This is a genomic window from Lactiplantibacillus sp. 30.2.29, from assembly GCF_018991255.1.
Classification (GTDB): Bacteria; Bacillota; Bacilli; order Lactobacillales; family Lactobacillaceae; genus Lactiplantibacillus; species Lactiplantibacillus pentosus.
On record NZ_JAGYGU010000001.1, the window covers coordinates 145,773 to 164,383 of the forward strand.

Below are 18,611 nucleotides of genomic sequence, written 5' to 3' on the forward strand. Positions count from 1 at the left end.
AATGCAGGACCAGCTTGCTGATTACCTGCATTTTTTGCGTGTTGAGCGCGGGTTAGTCGAGAATACGATCAAGAGTTATTCGCAAGATTTGACTGCGTTCAACCAATACTTAGCGACTCAGAAAATGACGGACTACCGGGCGGTTGATCGGTACGTGCTCTTGAATTATTTGCAGTATTTAGACGAAGCGGGCAAGTCCCGTAATACGATCATTCACAGTGTTTCTAGTTTGCGGAAGTTTTTTCAATATTTAGCCCAGATGCACGTCATCGACAGTGATCCGATGCTCAAAATCGATACCCCCAAACGGGCGCAGCATTTGCCGCAAGTCTTATCACCACACGAGGTCGAACGACTGCTGGCAGTGCCTAAGCTGGATACGCCACTCGGACTGCGGGACCGGACCTTATTGGAAGTCATGTATGCGACCGGCTTACGGGTGAGCGAGACGATCAGTTTGACGATGGACGACTTGCACCTAGATTTGGGCTTGATCCAAACGATTGGTAAGGGTGACAAGGAACGAATCATTCCGATTGGTGACGTTGCCATCGACTTTATCGACCGGTATTTGAAGACTGCTCGACCGAAGCTGGCCTCACCGAAACGTCGTAACTCATATTTGTTTATTAACAATCACGGCGGTAAATTGAGCCGGCAGGGGGTCTGGAAGAATTTAAAAGCCGAAGTCAAAGCGGCGGGTATTGAGAAAAACGTGACGCCACATACATTGCGGCATTCGTTTGCGACTCACATTTTGGAGAATGGGGCCGATTTACGAGTCGTACAGGAATTACTCGGGCATGCCGATATTTCGACGACTCAAATTTATACGCATATTACGAAAAAACGTCTGGTTGAAGTTTATAATAAGTATCATCCGCGGGCCTAGTGTCCCGTGCGTCAGTCAGACGAATAAAGGAGGAAGGAACCGTGCTGGTAAAATACCGTAAGGATTACGAGAAGGTCGCGATGGGCTTATTGTCGTTTATTCCTGACTTTAAAGACATCGCCCACTTGCAGACGGAAATGCAGTGGTACCAGTCCACTGATGACCACCAATTACTATTATGGCGGCAAGGCGACGGTGACTTCTGCGGCATCATGGGCATTGAAGTCGGCACTGATTTTATTTTATTGCACCACGACTCTTTGTCACCAGAAGAACGAACGGCGGCCAATCAATATCAGATGTTGGATGAATTGGCCGCATTGTACCCGGATCAGCGCGTGATGGGAACTTTAGAAATGGCACCAATTGTGGGTGCGTGGGAGCGTAATCGTGACAGACGAACAACAACCAATCACCATTAAGATTTCGGAATTTGAGGGACCGCTGGATTTATTATTGCATCTGATTCGGCAAAATAAGATGGATATTTATGATATCCCGATTGCGGCCATCACCCAACAATATTTAGATTATCTGCATTCCATGCGAGCGCTGAAACTCGATATTGCTGGTGATTATTTAGTGATGGCTGCGACCTTGATGACCATTAAAAGTCGCTTCCTGCTGCCGCAACCGGAGCCAGAAGATGACGAGGATTTAGAAGATGACACTGACCCCCGTGATTCGTTGGTGGCTGAATTGTTGGCCTATAAGGTCTATCAAGAAGCTGCTGGGGAATTGCGGACCAAGGAACAGGAACGGCATCAACATTTCACACGCGAAGCCATGTTAGTGCCTGCTGATTTAAGTGCGCCCAAGTTGACCGCAGGCATCACGTTAGATGATTTGCAAGCCGCCTTTCGTCAATTAGTGGCAAAACGGCGTCGTGTGCGACCGCTCACCAAGACGGTCGTTGCCGAGACGGTTAACATCGATGAACGGATGGTACAAATTACCACCCAGCTGCAGCAACAACCGCACGGCATGGATTTTGCAGACTTGTTTACAGTCAGTGCAAGTGATGAAATGTTAGTGACAACCTTTATGGCTGTGTTAGAATTAACCAAGCAGGATCAAGTGTCGCTCCAGCAAGCGGCACCGCTGACCCCGATCCATTTATATTTACGACAGGATGAACAGCATGACGAACATTGAACAGATTGAAGGATTATTATTTGTTGCTGGGGATGAAGGCATTACCGTGGCTGAAATCGAACACGCAACGGGGTTTGCCAAGCCTGCAATCACCACGATGCTAACGGAACTTGCGACTCGCTATGAGCAAGACGAGGACAGTGCGTTGATGATTTTATCGACGGAGAACACGTATCGGCTGGCGACTAAGGCCGCAGTTGCCCCAGTATTGAAACGGTATTTTGAAGCACCACTGACGACCAGTTTGTCACAGGCCTCGCTAGAAGTGCTTGCAATCATCGCGTACCGGCAACCGTTGACTCGAATCGAAATTGATGAGATTCGAGGCGTCCACAGTGGCTCGACGATTCAAAAATTGGTACTTCGGCAACTCGTGACTGAGACGGGGCGGTTAAATGAACCTGGGCGACCGATTCTATATGGGACCACGGAACTGTTTTTGGATTACTTTGGCTTGAAATCACTCGACGATTTACCTGCCATCGATTTGGCGGCGCTGAGTGATGCTGAACATCCCGCTCCAGAAACCGACCTATTTTTGAATGCATTTCAGGATAAACTAAAAGGAAATCGTGAGGAAAACTAATGGCAGAACGATTACAAAAAGTGATGGCAGAAGCCGGCATTGCGTCGCGACGGAAGTCCGAAGTCTTGATTACTTCTGGTCACGTGAAAGTCAACGGCAAGACCGTGACAACGTTGGGCGTTAAGGTTGAACCACATGACCACGTCGAAGTTGACGGTGTGCCGTTGAACGCTGAAAAACTTGTGTATTACTTATTTTACAAGCCGCGGGGCGTCGTCACGACGGTTCACGATGAAAAGGGCCGTAAGACGGTCATGGACTTCTTTGAGGACGTGCCTGAACGGATCTATCCGGTGGGACGTTTGGACTATGACACTTCCGGCTTACTCATTATGACCAATGATGGTGCACTAGCTAATCGGCTGACCCATCCGAAATACGAGGTCAAAAAGACTTATTTAGCGAAGGTTGAAGGCGTCCCGACTAATGCCGACTTGAAGCAATTACGGCTCGGCGTCGAAATCGATGGTCGCAAGACTGCGCCGGCTAAGTCGAATTTGTTAGATAGTGATCACAAGAAAAATAACGCGTTAGTCCAGTTGACGATTCACGAAGGCCATAATCACCAAGTGAAGAAAATGCTGGCGGCAGTTGGTCATCCAGTGACAAAGCTGAAACGTGAACGGTATGGGGTTCTAGATTTACAAAGTTTACAACCCGGCGAATATCGTAAATTGAAGCCGATTGAAATTAGTAAGTTAAAAGGTGAACGATAACGCTTGCATTTTTGAACGGAAGCCATTACAATGAACTTGTAAAAATAAATATTGGTTCATCTTCAGGGCAGGGTGTAATTCCCGACCGGCGGTAATAACCCGCGACCTATGCGTGTGCATAGTGATTTGGTGCAATTCCAAAGTCGACAGTAAAGTCTGGTATAAAGAAGATCGAGCTTATTTGCCAAGCGTTGCAAGTAAGTCCGCCCCGGATGACAGTTAGTGTGATCGGAGCGGATTTTTTTAGTTGAACAAATGGTAATGCGGTTCATTGAAGATGACCCATAGGAGGGTGCGTTATGCAACATACAACGTTACACCGACTAGTGGGCATAGCCTTACTCGGTGCCATTGCGTATATTTTAATGTTACTGGAGTTTCCGATTTTGCCGGTTGCGCCATGGATGAAGATTGATTTTTCGGATATTCCGATTTTGATTGGTCTATTTCTATTCGGCGTCGGCGGTGCGTTCATCATCACCATCATCAAGTTATTACTGCATTCAGCCATGGTTGGCTTTGCAGTTTATAACTTAATTGGTTCGTTGGCCAGCTTCTTAGGTACGGCTATTCTGATTTTAGCCTTTGCCGCTGTGCTGCGCTATTATCGCGGCAATCCAAAGTGGCGGATGCCACTGGCGATTTGCGTCGCGACGATTGGACTAACGGTCATTGAATCGTTAGCCAACTTGACGTTCGTACTGCCATTTTACTTACAAGTGATGGGCATGAAGCTAAGCATGTCGTTGAATACGATCGTCTTAGTGGCCGTTGTCCCATTCAACTTGATTAAAGGCTTATTGGTCGGCAACGTCTTCTGGTTAGTCTACAACCGTTTAGCAAAGTGGTTGGGAACGCATAATCAATTGACAAGTCGCGTTTAAAAAATAACGCGTGAAAAACGTGAGCAGTCATCAATTGCGTAATTGCATGGTGACTGCTTTTTTTTGACCGCTGAGCGTGCTATTCTTAAAGCATTGCGTTTTTTCACTTGAGTTGGTATGGCGTTCAAGTCTATGTTGTGAAAGCTCCTGCGTTGTGCTAGCTGTTATTTAGCTTTAAAGATGATTAAATCGTGCCAATTGTTTGGCTTACTGTTCGTCTGCCGGTGCGCACCTTAGTCCGACTTCCGGGGCCGGCTGACAATTGCTGGAACGCAGCCGACATCGATTTGAACTCACGCAGAAGACCACTGCGCAATTTCAAATACGAGTCTTATTCTAAGCCGGAAGAAAATCACTTCCAGCTAAGAATAATTTGGCTACTGAGCATTGTCCGGCGGTCCGGCCAGTCGGGAAACCGTTCGAATGGCAGATGAACGACCACCTATCCTGGTGCAATTGACCACTAAATATTAGGTGGGTAGTTCTTCATGCAAAGGTTTGATTGGTATCATCATGACTTATGGCATTTAATTATTGAGAAAATCACAGGAATATTGTTCATTGTTCTCAATCCCACTAATTTCACCAGACACTAGTCTTGAAATTAGTCGATCAAATTGCCTTCATTCAGAATTCAAGACTTGGTTATTTCAGACGACTAGGGAAAATGCTGACAAGTTTAATAAGGCTGCTTGTCCGAAGCCATAAAGCATGGGCAAACAGTTTAGCTATCGTTAGAATCAGTCTCACAGTTGAATGTCACCATGAACGTGTAACAAAACCAGCGACAGATCCAAAAAAGGTTGAGTTTGCACATGTCTGCCTTTCGAATACCATCCCGGCTGGAAGGTATTCTGGGCAAGGCCCGGTGGTGAAATTTCACTTAGCAAGCGTTCTTGGCTTGGTTAGTGAAAGACCAGTATTTAAGACGTGGTTTTCGGCTTAAATCTGTGTCCACCACGTTCCGGCCATTGCCCAGAATGCCTGGAAGCCGGTGAAGGACGCATCTACCACATAAAGATTACGGTAACTCGCACTGTTTCCAGCGGGTCTCAGCTGGTAGCCTTTGAACTTAGAATCCGCACGATTTAATCATAATTCAGGACAAATTAACTAGCACAAGGTGTAATTGATACAGCGTGCAATCAACAATCTAGTGAATCCTTTGGGCTTGAAAGAATTTGTTGTGTTGTTGTAGCAAAGCAAGTTCAGTTCGAATCTACATAAAAGTCGCTGCATTTAGATACCCAACGATCAGTTAATTAAGAAAGGAGGTGCCACGGTGTTTACGGATTATGTGCTGCTCTTATTTGGGACGACGCCACGCCGCGCCAAAGGCATGTTCAATGTCTTACGCGGACGCCGCACAGTCTCGACGTTGTTTGCTGGTTTGACCGCGGGCTGTTTAGATTTGCTAGATAGCTGGCACGGGGTCCCCCTCGAAGATTTTATGGCGGCGACTGCGGTTCTGGAAGAGAACGGATTGCTGATTAGTCCGGAAGCGGGCAGTTGGCAGCTGACTGCGGCAGGACAGGCGCGGTGGGTGGCCATTCAGGAGCATCGCTACTTGCCACAAGCATTCAGCCGATTTCAGACGGTCGATGTGCGCCGTTTTCAGCAAGTCAGTCAGCTGGCGCTACAAGTGACTTCCGAGTTGGTCCATCATGAGCGCCGCTACTATCCGACCACGACGGACTCCAGCATTCAGGCGCAGGTCAAACGGTGGTTGCGACAACAGTCGACGACTGATTTGGGTGACCGCGTTCATGCGGCGTTGACCGATTTTTTGACGAGTGTCCCGACCGATGAATTGGCGACGGTGTTTGTTGACAGTTTGACGGGGTATCAGGCACCGGGACGGACCAATGACCAGTTAGCCATGATGCTGCATCGGCAGCCGCTTGAGACTGGCTTGATGCGGACAGATGTGAGTTGTCAGTGGGTACGGTGGCTACAAGCCCATCCCGATGACCCGTTGTGGCCATTATTAGCGCCGCTCATTCAGTCGAGCCCGGTCAGTAAAAGTGCCCAGCAAACCTATCAAGCGTTTACGCAGACACACGCCTTGACTAAAATTGCCACTGTTCGTAAGTTGAAATTGAGTACGGTCCGTGAACACTTGTTGGAAGTCGCTATTTGGTTGCCCAGTTTTCCGTTTACGACGGTGCTAGATGCTCAGGTCATTGAGACGTTAACGCGGTGCTTTGCAGGTCAACCAGAGATTGCCAGTTGGTCGTTTCAAGATGCGCAGGCTGCGTTACCGGAATTGGACTTCTTTGAATTTCGGTTATTTCAAATTATGAGGTGTCACCATGTCGGAAGCTGAATTGTATCAACTGTTAAAAACTAAATATGGCTTCGATGAGTTTCGCCCGGGACAATTGGCGGTTATTCAGGATTTGCTAGCAGGGCAAGATGTCCTGGCTGTTTTACCGACGGGAACTGGGAAATCCTTGATTTATCAGTTGGTCGGTACGGTGGTGCCAGGCATCGTCGTGGTGGTGTCGCCCCTGATTTCACTGATGCAAGACCAAGTCGCCCGCTTAAATTACCAGGGTGAAAAGCAGGTGGCCGCCTTAACCTCACAGCTGGATTTCAGTGCGCGCCAACAGTTGTTAGCCAATTTGAACCAAGTAAAGTTTCTCTTTATTTCGCCGGAAATGTTGCAACAGACCGTGATTCAAGAAGCCTTGGCGAAATTGACGATTGCGTTACTAGTGATTGATGAAGCCCACTGCATTTCAACTTGGGGTCCAGATTTTCGCCCGGATTATCGACGGCTGGGCCCGATTCGCCAACAGTTAGGGACGCCGCGTACTTTGATGTTAACCGCGACTGCTACGCCGCAGGTTCGCCAAGATATTTTGACGCAGCTGAATGCGACTGATGCGCAACAAGTGTTGTATTCGGTCAATCGACCTAATATTTATCTGGCCGTGGAAGCGGTCAATGATGAGGCTGATAAACGCGCGACACTCCAATACCTCGTCACGAGTAGTCGGGGGCCAGCAATCGTGTATTTTACGTCCAAACGCCAAACGGATCTGATTGCTGAATGGTTGCGGACAACGACCGAACTGCGCGTGGCAGCTTATCATGCGGGGCTAGCGGCAGAGGATCGCTTTAAGATTCAGCAACAGTTTATGGCCGACCAGTTGGATGTCATTTGTGCGACATCCGCTTTTGGAATGGGGATCAATAAGGCCGATATTCGGTTGGTCATTCATTACCACTTACCGACCACCTTAGCGGATTATGTTCAAGAAATTGGGCGCGCTGGGCGGGATGGTCAACAAGCGTTAGCCGTGATGCTGTATGCACCTGGTGATGAAAACCTCGTTCGGAATTTAAACGAATTGACTGCTGCAACGCCTAACGAAGTCCAACAAGATTTTGCACGTCATCAGGCTGGCCAACCGGTCACTGATGATCGCAGTCGGGTGCTGGAGGCCTACTGGCAACAGGCGGTTTCGCCGGCCGAGGTCGCCGAAATTTTTGCGGCACGTCAGGCGGCCAAGGAACACGAGCTACGCGATTTGATGCGATATGTTCAAACGACGACTTGTCACCGTGCCGTCATGTTAGCTTATTTTGACGAAACTGAACCGCCACATACTGACCGTTGTTGCCAGTTAGCAGGTGAGCCGCTTCCGCTGGACGAACTAGGACTGACCGCGGTGAAACCCAGTATAAGTCCGACGGTTGTCACGTGGGAGCAGCGCTTAGCCCAATTGTTTTTACCAAATTCTTAAAGAAATCAATTCTGGGTTATGTTACAATATTGGTTGAAAGTTTTTTGAGGAGGAACACCCTATGAGTCAAAAAAATGATAATGATAAATCCCAAGCTGACAAGCCTTGGGACAAAACTTTTGAAGACGATCGGGATGACTCGGGCAATTTATCGCGAACTCAAAAACGAAAACAAGACAGTAGTAACTCGACTTTAACGACGGTATTAGTCGTTTTGATCCTGTTGCTCGCTTTGGCACCAATTGGATACTTCTTGGTGAAAAAGAATTCGCTTAATAATCCGCAACAGACCGAACAAGTTGCTAGTTCGAGCTCGAAAAAGTCATCGGCCAGTGCTGCTGACAGTAAATCTTCAGTTGCTGCTAGCAAGAAAAAAGCGGCCGCATCGTCTAAAAAAGCCGCTGCTAAAAGCAGTAGTTTAGCTTTAGCTAGTTCGAAGGCGGCCAGTTCAAAAGCTGCCAGTGAGTCAGCCGCCAGCTCCGAATCATCGGCGAGTACTGACGAAAGTAGTGCTAGCAGCAGTAGTAGCTCCTCAGAATCATCTTCAGGCACTAAGTACGTTACGGTAGAGGCTGGTCAAGGGGTCTACCGAGTCGCGACGAATGCCGGAATTTCAGTGGATAAACTGTTAGAACTTAACGGGTTGTCATCTGACTCGACGCTTTCAGCGGGACAACGGCTACGTGTCCGTTAATACACGATTTTTTTGAGATTGTGAGGAGTTAGTTTAATGGCTAAGCAAGCACTACAAGTGGCCATCGACGGTCCAGCTTCAGCTGGTAAAAGCACCGTAGCCAAACTCGTTGCGAAGCGGTTTGGCTATATTTATGTCGATACTGGTGCCATGTATCGGGCGGTCACTTATTGGGCCATGCAACACGACGTGGATTTGACCGACGAGACTGCGGTCATCGCGGCGATGAAGACGCTCAAGATTAGTTTCAAACCTGGCGAACCGGACCAGCTGGTCTTTGCCAACCAGGAAGATATTACGTCAGCGATTCGGCAGCCAGACGTCACGAACAACGTGTCGACGATTGCCGCTTTGCCACAAGTTCGGACCATTTTGACCGACCAACAACGGGAAATGGCAACGGCCGGTGGCATCGTGATGGATGGCCGTGATATCGGGACGACCGTGTTACCGAATGCCGAAGTCAAAATCTTCTTGGTGGCTTCTGCCGCTGAGCGGGCCAAACGCCGGTACGCGGAAAACATCAAAAAGGGAATCGACACGCCCTTGGATCAGCTACAAGCTGAAATCGAATTGCGCGACCATAAAGATTCAACGCGTAAAGTGTCACCATTAACGCAAGCGGTGGATGCCACATTAGTTGATACGACCCCGATGTCGATTGACGAAGTGGTCGCTGCAATTGCTGAAATTATTACAAAAAAACAAAGTTCAACAATCTAATTGCATTAACTTAATGCTTTTAGCTAGCTTTTCATTGCATTTTCAGCTATGATATAGGTTAGAGTTATTGTTGACAGGAGGAAATTTGCATGAGTGAAAACGAAAATAGCCAAGAGAAAAATGAACTTTTAGACGCTTTAAACAGCGTCGAAGAAGTAAACGTCGGTGACGTTGTTAAGGGTGAAGTCTTAGCAGTCGACGACGACAAACAAGTAATTGTTGGTATCCAAGGTACCGGTGTTGAAGGGGTCGTTCCATTGAAGGAACTCTCAACACAACGGGTTGACGATGTCAACGAAGCCGCTAAAGTCGGTGATGTTTTAGACTTGGTTGTCATTTCTCGGATTGGCAGCGACAAGGAAAACGGCAGTTACTTACTGTCACATCGTCGGTTAGAAGCTCGCAAAGTTTGGGACGACGTTGAAAAAGAATACGAAGCAGGTCATACGATTAAAGCTCCGGTAACACAAGTTGTTAAGGGCGGGTTAGTCGTTGACGCTGGTGTTCGTGGCTTCATCCCTGCCTCAATGATTGATGATCATTACGTTGAAGATTTAAATGCCTACAAAGGCCAAGAACTTGAACTTAAGATTATTGAAATTGAACCTAGCGAAAATCGCTTGATCTTATCACACCGTGCGGTTGTTGAAAAGCAACGTGAAGCACAACGTGAAGAAGCTTTGAAGACCTTACAAGCTGGCGATGTTGTCGAAGGTAAAGTGGCTCGTTTGACGAACTTCGGTGCTTTCGTTGACCTTGGTGGCATTGATGGGTTAGTTCACGTTTCAGAAATTTCATACGAACGGGTTGAAAAGCCTGCTGACGTCTTGAAGGTTGGTCAAGAAGTTAAGGTTAAGATCTTATCTGTTGACGCCGACCGCGAACGGGTTTCACTTTCAATCAAAGCCACTTTACCAGAACCTTGGGATGGCATTGAAGAAAAAGCCCCTCAAGGTGCCGTACTTGACGGTAAAGTTAAGCGTTTGACGAGTTTTGGTGCCTTTGTGGAAGTCTTCCCTGGTGTTGAAGGGTTAGTTCATATTTCACAAATTTCACACCAACACATTGCAACGCCTAATGACGTGCTTAAAGTTGGTCAAGAAATCAAAGTTAAGGTCTTAGACGTTCGTCCAGACGAAAAGCGGTTAGCTTTATCAATTAAAGCTTTGGAAGAAAAGCCACAAACTGCTGACGATGATAACGAAAGCCAACCAGAACGTCGTAACAACAACCGTCGTCGCAACAACAACCGCGACAACCGGACTGCTAGCGAACGTTCAACGGCTAACGCTCCAGAAGAATCAACTGGATTTACTTTAGGTGATTTGATTGGTGACGAATTGAAGAACGCTGAAAACAACAATGATGAAAACTAATCATTGATTGGTTAAAAATACCCTTCAAGCTTGCCTTGAAGGATATTTTTTTAGGAACAGATTAATTGGGACGTTCCAGTTAATTAATGACTCGTACCGTCCTCGACGGCTACGAGGGCAAAGGAGGAATTAATACCATGGCAAAACCAGTTGTCGCAATTGTTGGTCGCCCTAACGTGGGTAAGTCGACCATTTTTAACCGTATTGCTGGTGATCGAATCTCAATCGTGGAAGATACGCCAGGGGTTACTCGTGACCGTATTTATGCCAATAGTGAATGGCTTGGGCAAGATTTCAGTTTGATCGACACGGGTGGGATCGATATTGACGATGCTCCGTTTATTAAGCAAATCACACAACAAGCGGAAATCGCGATTGACGAAGCTGACGTCATTATTTACTTGGTCAGCATCAAAGAAGGTGTCACGGATGCTGATGAGCACGTGGCCCAGATTCTGTATCGCTCTAACAAACCGGTTGTCTTAGCTGTCAATAAGGTCGATAATCCCGAATTACGGAGCGAAGTCTATGACTTTTACTCACTTGGATTTGGCGACCCGTACCCAATCTCTGGGGCGCACGGTCTTGGCTTAGGTGACTTGTTAGATGCCGTCATCAAGAACTTCCCTGAAAAGAGCGGTGAAGATGAACCTGGCACGATTCGGTTCAGTCTGATTGGCCGGCCCAACGTGGGTAAGTCTTCGATTGTGAACGCCTTGTTGGGTGAAGAACGGGTAATCGTCTCAGATGTTGCCGGGACGACCCGTGATGCCATCGATACGGCGTTCACGGATGAAGATGGCGACCGCTTCGTGATGGTCGATACGGCCGGAATTCGTAAAAAGGGTAAGGTCTACGAAAATACCGAGCGTTATAGCGTCATGCGGGCGCTGAAGGCGATTGATAATAGTGACGTGGCCCTATTCGTCATTAATGGTGAAGAAGGCATCCGTGAGCAAGATAAGCGGGTTGCTGGCTACGCCCATGAAGCGGGTAAAGCCATCGTGATCATGGTCAACAAGTGGGATACGGTCAAAAAAGACAATCACACGATGCAAGAGTTTGAAGCTTACATCCGTGACCAGTTCGTTTATCTGAGCTACGCGCCAATCATCTTCGTGTCCGCCAAGACGAATCAGCGCTTGGCCCAACTACCAGCACTGATCAAGAAGGTCAATACGAACCATATGCGTCGGATTCAATCATCCGTCTTAAATGATGTCATCATGGATGCGATTGCGATGAATCCAACGCCAAGTGATAACGGTAAGCGGCTCCGGGTCTACTATGCGACTCAAGTGGCGATTCAACCACCAACCTTCGTGGTCTTCGTCAATGACCCTGATATGATGCACTTTTCGTATGAACGTTTCTTGGAAAATCAGATTCGAAATGCGTTTGATTTTACCGGAACGCCAATCCATATGATCGAACGCCGTCGTAAGTAGTCAAAAGCGCATAAGGTCGGCATTTTAGCACATTTTGAGATTGATGTAAATAAATATCACTTTTTTGCGATATTTTCGCTGAAAACGCTAAAAAAGCTTGCTATTAAGGCATTCCTATGCTATCTTTGATGAAGAAATGATGCTTGTTATCGTTTCTCTCATTTTTGGACCACTCAAAAATGATCATCTGGATCAACCGTGTTAAAAAGCGCGGTGATCCTTCACTCTGTAACGGGGAGGTGAATCAAACATGGCAAACAAAGCTGAATTAGTTAACAACGTTGCTGCGGCAACTAACTTAACGAAGAAAGACGCAACTGCTGCAGTTGACGCAGTCTTTGCATCAATCCAAGAAACCCTTGCAAAGGGCGAAAAAGTTCAACTGATCGGATTTGGTAACTTCGAAGTACGTGAACGTGCTGCTCGTAAGGGCCGTAACCCACAAACTGGTGACGAAATCCAAATTCCTGCAAGCAAAGTACCTGCATTTAAGCCAGGTAAAGCTTTAAAGGATGCAGTTAAATAATGCAGATCATTAATTGAAATGCAACCGGAAAAGTCAGTATAGCGACCGTTATACTGGCTTTTTTGGTGTCGTCTGCGTTATGATTATATGTCAGGTAAATCGACAGAACGGGTGGCCTAAATCAATGAGACCGACGTTCGCCTAAATAAAATTGAGTGACTAGTGGGCCGTTGAATGTGGTCGCACTAGTACAAAGGACGGGTGTAATGAGTTATTCAGAAAAAATGCTCGCAGCACTATCGAACGGGCAAATCGACACAGCCAAGAAACATTTTGCTTGGGCACTGCGCAAAGATGACGATGACACACTGTACAGTTTGGCTGAAGAATTATACGGACTGGGCTTTTTGAAGCAAGCTGAACGCACTTACAAAAAGCTGCTTGCTAAGTATCCCGATGAAGATGACTTGCGAACTAGTCTTGCAGACATTGCGATTGATGAAGATGATACGGACACGGCGCTGGATTATTTGCACCAAGTCAAGCCGGATTCACCAGCCTATGTGCAAGCACTACTGGTGGAAGCTGACTTGTATCAAACGCAAGAGTTGTTCGAAGTCAGTGAGCAAAAGTTGAAGGAAGCCTACGAATTGGCACCAGATGAACCCATCGTGGAATTTGCGTTAGCCGAATTTTACTTCTTGATTCGCAACTACCGCCAGGCGATCCGTTTTTACTTGGATTTGATCAAGCAGGGTGAGTTGGAAATCTCCAAAGTCAATCTGGTTGAACGTCTGGGGGTATCCTACGCGGAGTCCGGGCGTTTTGAACAAGCGGTCGGCTACCTTGAACAGATCAAACCGGCCAAGTTAACACCAGACAGTCAGTTTGAACTGGGCTTTACCTACCTGCAGCTGGGCGAACCGCAAAAAGCCATCGATATTTTTGATAAGTTACGGGAATCTGACGACCAGTATGCGTCACTGTATCCTTACTTAGCGCAAGCTCAAGAACAGCTGCATCAGCTTGATAAGGCGTTATTGACGCTGCAAGAAGGGTTAGCGGTCGACCAGTACAATGAGCAGTTGTACTTGCAAACGGCCCGCTTAGCCTTGAAATTGGACGATCAGGAGCTGGCTGAAAAGTACCTGCGCGAAGGCTTGAGTATTGACCCTGACAATTTGACGACCGTTTTGGAGCTCTCTAACTTGCTTGTTCAACGCGAACGGTATCAGGATAACGTCGATTTATTGGATCAATATCTACAAAGCAATGAGTTTGACCCGCAGTTTTACTGGAACTTAGCGATTTCAAACGATCGATTGGACAATTTCCAAGCGGCCAAGGATAACTACGAGGCGGCTTATCCCTTCTTCGAACATAACAAGGACTTCCTCAAACCAGCCATTTACTTCTTCCGCGAAGCTGGGATGGCGGATTCTGCGGTGGCCGCCTTACGCAATTACTTGGTGATTGAACCAGACGATGGTGAAATGGTCGCGATGTTAGAAGATTACGAAGACCAGGGTTACTAGTTGAAAACACTTTCATTTTTGGTAGAATGAACTTAGTTGCGAATGCTTTCGTCGGTTGCGTTCAATAGACCGATGACTGATTCGTTTAGATTAAGTTAAGTGAGGAGCCAATTATCGTGAAAGTAGCCATCATTGCCACGGATTTAGACGGGACATTTTTAAGAGACGACCACCAGTTTGACCATCCGCGTTTTCAAGCTCAGTTAGACCAGATGAACGCGCAGGGTCAACACTTTGTTGTGGCCAGCGGAAACCAATTACAGCATTGTATCGACGTTTTTGATGGCATTCACGGCGAGCTGACCTACGTTGCCGAAAATGGGGGCCTGGTGATCGACAATCACGGCAAGGTCCTGGCTGAAAGTCTGATTGATTTGCCACTGTATCAAGAATTGTTGACCTTTGTCGCCACGGAACCGGCATTAGCGGGAGCTGAGATCTCAGTTTCTGGCAAACAAGCCGCCTATATTCGACCACAGGATGATAGCCCCCTGATGCGCTATTATCTGAGCCGGTTACAGGTCGTGCCATCCTTGATGACGATTGACGACCATATTTATAAGGCGACGTTTAGCTGGCAAGACACGGATGCCAACGCTCACGCTGATCTGATTAATCGCCAGTTTGCGGGCCGACTGCGAGCGACGGTCAGTGGTGGTAACGGGCTAGATGTCATCCCACCACATGTCAATAAAGCGACCGGACTCGCGTATTTGCAGTCACACTGGCACATCAACGCCAGCCAGACGGCCGCTTTCGGCGACAATGGGAACGACCTAGAAATGTTGCACGAAGCCGATTACAGCTTTGCTATGCAGAACGCGATTGCACCGGTCAAGCGAACGGCGACCTATTTGACGCCCCATGACAATAATCATGATGGCGTCTTAGCGGCGATCGATACGTTGATTTAAACAATGCGGCTTTTAGATGCTTGTTTTATTGCGGCTAAACCGTGCGAAATCGTTGCCGACTCAGATAAGTTTTGAATTTTGCGCTTCGAAGGCGTCCGGAAATGCAGCTGGCCCCGATGTCGTTTGGCGCTCGTGCAATTGTCAAGGACTGACTTCGGCTTACAAAACCAACACACTGCAGACTCAGTGCGACGTCCACATGGTTAACAAGGCAATACTAGTCCAATAAATCCTATTTAACAGTAATGATCCGGTCAAATGATGACTAGGTCACCACTGTTTTTTTGATTTCTGGTGAGGCGATTTCAATGCGCAAGTGGGATGCAAGTCGACGTTCTCGCGAGTGATAGACAATTCTACTGCCTAATTGCGTGATAGTCTGCTAAAATATAAGGGTATACGCGGTGGCGGATGCGTGAGTGGTGAAGGTGCCACTTGACTTGATTGGCACGCCAAAATAGCTCAGGTGGCGAGTAACTAGTATTTGCGGCGCTTGGGCAACCAGCCACCGTGTCAGGTAGTTTAATCTTGAGGAGGAATTTATTGTGGTAAAAGTAATTGTTGCCGGCTACAAGGGTCGGATGGGTAGTACTGCTGCACAAATGGTGATCGATAATCCTGATTTTGAATTGGTTGGGGTCTATGATGCCCGCAGTAAGGACCAGAATTTAAATGAAGATGACCGTTTTAAGAGCCAAGACGTCCCAGCTTTTCATGACTTAGACCAAATCAAGACCGATGCAACGGTGTGGATCGACTTTACGATTCCAACGGCGGTCTATGAAAATGCCAAGTTTGCGCTCAATCATGGTATTTCACCAGTGATTGGGACAACCGGGATGACCGACGAACAAGTCGCAGACCTGCAAAAATTGGCTAAAGAAAAACAAGTCGGCGGTTTGATTGCACCCAACTTCGGCATCAGTGCCGTCTTATTGATGCAATTTGCTCAACAAGCGGCCAAGTACTTCCCAGATGTTGAAATCATTGAAATGCACCATGATGACAAAATCGATTCCCCAAGTGGAACGGCCATCAGTACGGCTAAGAAGATTGCGGAAGTCCGTCAACCTAAAGAACAAGGCAATCCTGATGCCACTGAAACGTTACCAGGGGCGCGTGGTGCGGAATACGAAGGCATGCGGATTCACGCTGTTCGCTTACCAGGACTTGTTGCGCATGAAGAAGTTATGTTTGGTGGCCCAGGTGAAGGCTTGACGATTCGCCAAGATTCATTTGACCGGATCTCATTTATGACCGGGGTCAAAGTTGCGGTTGAAAAGGTCAACCAGTACCACGAACTCTTCGTTGGCTTGGAGCACTTACTATGATTTTGACGCAATTACCAGCAGCGTTTCAAGAAGCTAAGCCAATCATTGAAACAATTGAAGCGGCTGGTTTTGAAGCTTACTTCGTTGGTGGCTGTGTCCGCGATACGATTCTCGGCAAGCCACTGCATGACGTCGATATTGCGACTAGTGCCTTTCCAGCCGAGGTCAAACAACTGTTTAAGCGCACCGTCGATACCGGTATTGAGCACGGGACCGTCATGATTTTAGACCATGGTAACGGCTATGAGACGACCACGTTTCGAACTGAGTCGGGCTACCAGGATTTTCGGCGCCCGGACCAAGTGACGTTTGTGCGTTCACTAAAAGAAGACCTGAAGCGCCGTGATTTTACGATCAACGCGCTGGCGATGACGGCCAAGGGTGAAGTGATCGACTTATTCGATGGCTTGGCTGACTTAAAACGTGGCGTGCTGCGGGCCGTGGGTGTCGCGGAAGAACGCTTTCATGAAGACGCGTTGCGGATGATGCGGGCGGTCCGCTTTGCTAGCCAGCTGGATTTTGCCATCGAGCCCCAAACGCAACAAGCAATCACCGATAATGCGGCCTTACTCACGAAGATTGCCGTTGAACGAACCCGTGTGGAATGGGAGAAGTTACTAATGGGACAGCATCCCGATGCTGGGTTGAAAAGCTTGCTGACAACCGGGTTATACCAGTACATGCCAATGATGGCGGCCCAAAAGCCGATGTTACAACAACTACTAGCGCTACCAGATTGGCACTTATCGACGATTGAGAGCGTCTGGACCTTGTTGAGTTGGCAAATGCAGCTGCGCGATGCCTCGGCGATTCGCCACTTATTAAAGACTTGGAAGACGAGCAATGAGTTGATCAGCCACGTCACAGCCGCTGTCAACGCGCTCAACGCCTTAGAACGGTCTGGTCGACTAACGTCTGAGGAAAACTTCTACACTGGCTTAGACGCGCTAACAACGGCCAATCAGGTGGCAACGATATTAGGTTTCGGTCAGTATCAAGCTCAGTTAGCCCAATCGTATGCCAGTCTACCGATTCATGATAAGCATGAATTAGCAGTTAATGGCGGCGATTTGTTGAAAGCGAAGTTGGTGACACCGGGACCGATGATGGGGTCGATTTTGGCTGCTTGTTTGCAGGCCGTCATCACGGGAAAAGTTGAAAATCAGCAAGACGCTTTGCTTGATTTTGCACGGATGGTAGCGGATTCAAAAAACCATTGATATTTTCTATGAATCTGTTACGATTAAAGTGAAACTAATTCAATGAGGTGATTTAAATGGAACGAGCATTAGAAGCATTGAAATTTCATTTTCGGAATGGTGACACTTGGACGGTGCATCATCAAGATATCTCCGACCTGTGGATTGGCCGTGTAACGACGAGTTACGGCCGTATCAAGGGTGGTCACATGACGATCATTCATCCTTGCAAGTCCTTCAAAGCTGAATTCAAGCCAGATGCCGACGCAATCGACCCTGAAACGACCCAATTGTCTTCTGTGACAAGTGGGATGTTCGAACGGGTGACCCATTACCAAGATATTGAAAAAATCGATATTTTATTTGGTGACGAACGGGGTAGTGAACAAATCTACCTCCCATTCAAGCCACGGGATGCAGACGGTATCGACAACATTTATCAAACCAGTTCATTAGCCAGCGACGGCAAGTTACACTTAGTTGTCGATGACGAACGGACCGTCTTTGATGTTTATGGTGACCGGAACAAGTAAGCGCTGGTGCCAAATAAATTAATTGAACGTTGAAGTAGCTGCCTTAGGAGACAATTTCCTAGGGCGGCTATTTTTGTCCTGATCATTTGTTGTGAGGCATGATTAAAAGGCGTTAGTTCTTAAGCTCAAAGGCCACCAGCTCAGACCCACTGGAAACAAGGAGAACTTTGCGTAAACTTGCAGTGCTTGGTTCGTCTTACGCCAGCTTCCAGGCATTTATGACAACGCTGGAACGCGATAGACACAGACTTGAGCCGACAACCCACGTCTTAAATACTGGTATTCCACGTTCTATGCAATATTGCCGAAATGTGTTCGGGTCAGACTGAGACTCCCGGTTAGCTACGCCAGAACGCCAAGCGGAAATGCACCGCTTAACGCTCTAGCTAGGCTAATTTCTCAGTCCC

Annotated in this window: 18 protein-coding genes and 1 riboswitch; all 18 genes read left to right on the forward strand. The window is 47.5% G+C overall.

Annotated elements, in window-relative coordinates:
* Nucleotide 1 precedes the first annotated feature (1 nt).
* The 18 genes from xerD to KGF65_RS00700 all read left to right on the forward strand — a co-directional run bounded on the left by xerD (nt 2) and on the right by KGF65_RS00700 (nt 18,204).
* Nucleotides 2–892 (forward strand): site-specific tyrosine recombinase XerD, encoded by an 891-nt coding sequence (gene xerD, locus KGF65_RS00615; protein WP_216748029.1) that lies wholly within the window; start codon nt 2–4, stop codon nt 890–892.
* A 41-nt stretch (nt 893–933) separates the two neighbouring features.
* Nucleotides 934–1,314: a hypothetical protein gene (locus tag KGF65_RS00620; RefSeq protein ID WP_003638856.1), complete on the forward strand. Its 381-nt coding sequence runs from the start codon at nt 934–936 to the stop codon at nt 1,312–1,314.
* On the forward strand, nt 1,280–2,047 hold the full coding sequence (locus KGF65_RS00625; protein WP_082230249.1) for a ScpA family protein: 768 nt from the start codon (nt 1,280–1,282) through the stop codon (nt 2,045–2,047). The genes KGF65_RS00620 and KGF65_RS00625 overlap by 35 nt, the downstream gene beginning before the upstream one ends.
* The gene (gene scpB, locus KGF65_RS00630; RefSeq protein ID WP_003638854.1) at nt 2,034–2,633 is read left to right on the forward strand and encodes an SMC-Scp complex subunit ScpB; all 600 of its coding nucleotides are present in this window, start codon (nt 2,034–2,036) and stop codon (nt 2,631–2,633) included. Before KGF65_RS00625 ends, scpB begins: the two co-directional genes overlap by 14 nt.
* Nucleotides 2,633–3,349: a pseudouridine synthase gene (locus KGF65_RS00635; protein ID WP_050338586.1), complete on the forward strand. Its 717-nt coding sequence runs from the start codon at nt 2,633–2,635 to the stop codon at nt 3,347–3,349. Before scpB ends, KGF65_RS00635 begins: the two co-directional genes overlap by 1 nt.
* A 54-nt stretch (nt 3,350–3,403) precedes the next feature.
* A riboswitch (FMN riboswitch) is annotated at nt 3,404–3,525 on the forward strand.
* 123 nt (nt 3,526–3,648) lie between these two features.
* Nucleotides 3,649–4,233, forward strand: a complete 585-nt coding sequence (locus KGF65_RS00640) for an ECF transporter S component (protein ID WP_003638852.1) — start codon at nt 3,649–3,651, stop codon at nt 4,231–4,233.
* A gap of 1,282 nt (nt 4,234–5,515) precedes the next feature.
* Complete coding sequence (locus KGF65_RS00645) at nt 5,516–6,559, forward strand: helix-turn-helix domain-containing protein (RefSeq protein ID WP_216748006.1); 1,044 nt, start codon at nt 5,516–5,518, stop codon at nt 6,557–6,559.
* Nucleotides 6,546–7,985 (forward strand): ATP-dependent DNA helicase RecQ, encoded by a 1,440-nt coding sequence (locus KGF65_RS00650; protein ID WP_216748005.1) that lies wholly within the window; start codon nt 6,546–6,548, stop codon nt 7,983–7,985. Before KGF65_RS00645 ends, KGF65_RS00650 begins: the two co-directional genes overlap by 14 nt.
* A gap of 61 nt (nt 7,986–8,046) precedes the next feature.
* Nucleotides 8,047–8,679, forward strand: coding sequence for a LysM domain-containing protein (locus KGF65_RS00655; RefSeq protein ID WP_050338589.1), 633 nt, complete (start codon nt 8,047–8,049; stop codon nt 8,677–8,679).
* 36 nt (nt 8,680–8,715) lie between these two features.
* Nucleotides 8,716–9,402: a (d)CMP kinase gene (cmk, locus tag KGF65_RS00660; RefSeq protein ID WP_101873436.1), complete on the forward strand. Its 687-nt coding sequence runs from the start codon at nt 8,716–8,718 to the stop codon at nt 9,400–9,402.
* A gap of 89 nt (nt 9,403–9,491) precedes the next feature.
* The gene (gene rpsA, locus KGF65_RS00665; RefSeq protein ID WP_216748004.1) at nt 9,492–10,778 is read left to right on the forward strand and encodes a 30S ribosomal protein S1; all 1,287 of its coding nucleotides are present in this window, start codon (nt 9,492–9,494) and stop codon (nt 10,776–10,778) included.
* A gap of 137 nt (nt 10,779–10,915) precedes the next feature.
* Nucleotides 10,916–12,226 (forward strand): ribosome biogenesis GTPase Der, encoded by a 1,311-nt coding sequence (der, locus tag KGF65_RS00670; protein WP_216748003.1) that lies wholly within the window; start codon nt 10,916–10,918, stop codon nt 12,224–12,226.
* Nucleotides 12,227–12,476: 250 nt separating this feature from the next.
* On the forward strand, nt 12,477–12,752 hold the full coding sequence (locus tag KGF65_RS00675) for an HU family DNA-binding protein (RefSeq protein WP_003638844.1): 276 nt from the start codon (nt 12,477–12,479) through the stop codon (nt 12,750–12,752).
* A 206-nt stretch (nt 12,753–12,958) separates the two neighbouring features.
* Nucleotides 12,959–14,227, forward strand: coding sequence for a lipopolysaccharide assembly protein LapB (locus tag KGF65_RS00680; RefSeq protein ID WP_216748002.1), 1,269 nt, complete (start codon nt 12,959–12,961; stop codon nt 14,225–14,227).
* A gap of 116 nt (nt 14,228–14,343) precedes the next feature.
* Nucleotides 14,344–15,141 (forward strand): Cof-type HAD-IIB family hydrolase, encoded by a 798-nt coding sequence (locus KGF65_RS00685; RefSeq protein WP_050338593.1) that lies wholly within the window; start codon nt 14,344–14,346, stop codon nt 15,139–15,141.
* A gap of 545 nt (nt 15,142–15,686) precedes the next feature.
* The gene (gene dapB, locus KGF65_RS00690) at nt 15,687–16,472 is read left to right on the forward strand and encodes a 4-hydroxy-tetrahydrodipicolinate reductase (RefSeq protein WP_088771235.1); all 786 of its coding nucleotides are present in this window, start codon (nt 15,687–15,689) and stop codon (nt 16,470–16,472) included.
* Complete coding sequence (locus KGF65_RS00695; RefSeq protein ID WP_216748001.1) at nt 16,469–17,692, forward strand: CCA tRNA nucleotidyltransferase; 1,224 nt, start codon at nt 16,469–16,471, stop codon at nt 17,690–17,692. The genes dapB and KGF65_RS00695 overlap by 4 nt, the downstream gene beginning before the upstream one ends.
* A gap of 56 nt (nt 17,693–17,748) precedes the next feature.
* Complete coding sequence (locus KGF65_RS00700) at nt 17,749–18,204, forward strand: hypothetical protein (RefSeq protein WP_003638839.1); 456 nt, start codon at nt 17,749–17,751, stop codon at nt 18,202–18,204.
* The last annotated feature ends 407 nt before the right edge of the window (nt 18,205–18,611 follow it).

Bases quoted from the DNA above. Each gene is read 5' to 3' on its own strand.
- xerD (WP_216748029.1), top strand. From the start codon at position 2: ATGCAGGACCAGCTTGCTGATTACCTGCATTTTTTGCGTGTTGAGCGC.
- scpB (WP_003638854.1), top strand. From the start codon at position 2,034: ATGACGAACATTGAACAGATTGAAGGATTATTATTTGTTGCTGGGGAT.
- KGF65_RS00635 (WP_050338586.1), top strand. From the start codon at position 2,633: ATGGCAGAACGATTACAAAAAGTGATGGCAGAAGCCGGCATTGCGTCG.
- KGF65_RS00640 (WP_003638852.1), top strand. From the start codon at position 3,649: ATGCAACATACAACGTTACACCGACTAGTGGGCATAGCCTTACTCGGT.
- KGF65_RS00650 (WP_216748005.1), top strand. From the start codon at position 6,546: ATGTCGGAAGCTGAATTGTATCAACTGTTAAAAACTAAATATGGCTTC.
- KGF65_RS00655 (WP_050338589.1), top strand. From the start codon at position 8,047: ATGAGTCAAAAAAATGATAATGATAAATCCCAAGCTGACAAGCCTTGG.
- cmk (WP_101873436.1), top strand. From the start codon at position 8,716: ATGGCTAAGCAAGCACTACAAGTGGCCATCGACGGTCCAGCTTCAGCT.
- rpsA (WP_216748004.1), top strand. From the start codon at position 9,492: ATGAGTGAAAACGAAAATAGCCAAGAGAAAAATGAACTTTTAGACGCT.
- der (WP_216748003.1), top strand. From the start codon at position 10,916: ATGGCAAAACCAGTTGTCGCAATTGTTGGTCGCCCTAACGTGGGTAAG.
- KGF65_RS00675 (WP_003638844.1), top strand. From the start codon at position 12,477: ATGGCAAACAAAGCTGAATTAGTTAACAACGTTGCTGCGGCAACTAAC.
- KGF65_RS00680 (WP_216748002.1), top strand. From the start codon at position 12,959: ATGAGTTATTCAGAAAAAATGCTCGCAGCACTATCGAACGGGCAAATC.
- KGF65_RS00695 (WP_216748001.1), top strand. From the start codon at position 16,469: ATGATTTTGACGCAATTACCAGCAGCGTTTCAAGAAGCTAAGCCAATC.
- KGF65_RS00700 (WP_003638839.1), top strand. From the start codon at position 17,749: ATGGAACGAGCATTAGAAGCATTGAAATTTCATTTTCGGAATGGTGAC.